Origin of the sequence: Kitasatospora sp. NPDC093558 (assembly GCF_040683475.1) — a bacterium.
In the GTDB taxonomy this organism is placed as follows: Bacteria; Actinomycetota; Actinomycetes; order Streptomycetales; family Streptomycetaceae; genus Kitasatospora.
This window is the reverse complement of record NZ_JBFBDY010001075.1, coordinates 1-1,602: the sequence shown is the minus strand read 5'-3', so window position 1 is coordinate 1,602 and position 1,602 is coordinate 1. Positions and strand designations below refer to the sequence as shown.

Sequence of the window (1,602 nt, the reverse complement as noted above, 5' to 3'; positions counted from 1 at the left end):
GCGACGACCGCGAGGTGGGTGCCCTGGGCGGCGGCGATGACGAACAGCCAGCACTCGGCGAGCTCGACGATCACCTGGTGGACGGGCCGATGAGCTGCGGGGATTCTCGCCCGGCCGCCATCCGCACGGGTAGCATCCGGCTGGGCTCGCCCGGCCCTGACGCAGGCGGCTTTCCGCGCCGCCGGCGCCTCGGTCCCGGGCGGCGGAACCCCGCGGGGCGTTGGCGGTCCCCGCGGACTCGACACCGCGCGCCAGGGCAGTCGCGCGAACGGCGAAGGGCATCGTGTTGGCGGATCGGCTCACCGGCGGGGACTCCTCACTGCTGCGGCGGATCAACGCGGCGGTCACGCTCCGGGCCTTGCGGGCCGGCCACGCCGTGACCCTCACTCAGCTCGTCGGCGAGACCGGGCTCTCCCGGCCCACCGTCGAGGGCGTCATCGAGGGACTGGTGGACACCGGGCTCGTCGCCGAGGTCGACCAGCCCAAGGAGGACGGCCAGCCGGGCGCCGGGCGCCGCGGCCGGCCCGCGCGCTGGTTCCGCTTCCGCGCCGAGGCCGGGCACATCCTCGGCATCGAGATCGGCGTGCACGACGTCCGCGTCATCCTCGCCGACCTCACCGGCGAGGTGCTGGGCAGTCACTTCAAGCCCGTCGACGAGACGCTGGAGGCCGAGGACCGGCTCGCCGCCGTCCGCACCGCCGTCGCCGAGGTGCTGCGCAAGGCCTGCGTCTCGCGCGACAACCTGTGGGCCGTCGGCATCGGCACCCCCGGCATCGTCGACCGCGAGGGCACCATCCGGCTCGGCACGGCGATGCCCGGCTGGACCGGCCTCGACCTCGGCGTGCGGCTGCGCCGCTCCTTCCGCTGCCCCGTGATGATCGAGAACGACGCCAACCTCGCCGCGATCGCCGAGCACTGGAAGGGCGCGGCGGTCGGCGCCGACGACGTCGTCTTCGTCATGGCCGGCCTCAGCCCCGGCGCCGGCTCGCTCATCAACGGCCGCCTGCACCGCGGCTACGGCGGCGCCGCCGGCGAGATCGGCGCGCTGCACCTGCTCGGCCAGGAGGTCACCCCCGAGCGGCTGCTGTCCACCACCGGGAAGCCGCTCAACCCGCTCGACGAGGCCGCCGTCGCCCGCGTCCTGCGGCTGGCGCGCGAGGGCGACGAGGTAGCCAAGGTCGCCATGGACCGCTTCCTCACCCGCCTCGTGCAGTCCGTCGCCGCCCTCGTCCTCGCGATCGACCCGCGGCTCGTCGTGGTCGGCGGGTGGGCCGCCGGGCTCGACGGCGTCCTGGAGCCGCTGCGCGAGCGCCTCGCCCAGTTCACGCTCCGCGCGCCCGAGGTGGCGCTGGCCGCGCTCGGCTCGGAGGTCGTCGCGATGGGCGCCCTGCGCGTCGCCCTCGACCACGTCGAGGAGCAGCTGTTCGCCGTCGACCCGCCCCGGGTCTGACCGCCTCCGGGCACCGGACGGGGTCCGACCCGCCGCGGCTCTGACCGCCTCCGGGCACCAGGCGAGGTCCGACCCGCCGCGGCTCTGACCGCCTCCGGGCACCAGGCACCGGACGACCGAGGCCCGGGCGCCGGGGGGGGGGGGCGGGGGAC

General features: G+C 76.3%; 1 protein-coding gene. It reads left to right on the top strand.

What is annotated here, in order from left to right:
• The first annotated feature begins 286 nt into the window (after positions 1–286).
• A complete protein-coding gene (locus AB0O00_RS38605; RefSeq protein WP_363659348.1) occupies positions 287–1,450 on the top strand; it encodes an ROK family protein in 1,164 nt (387 codons plus the stop codon).
• Positions 1,451–1,602 lie beyond the last annotated feature (152 nt).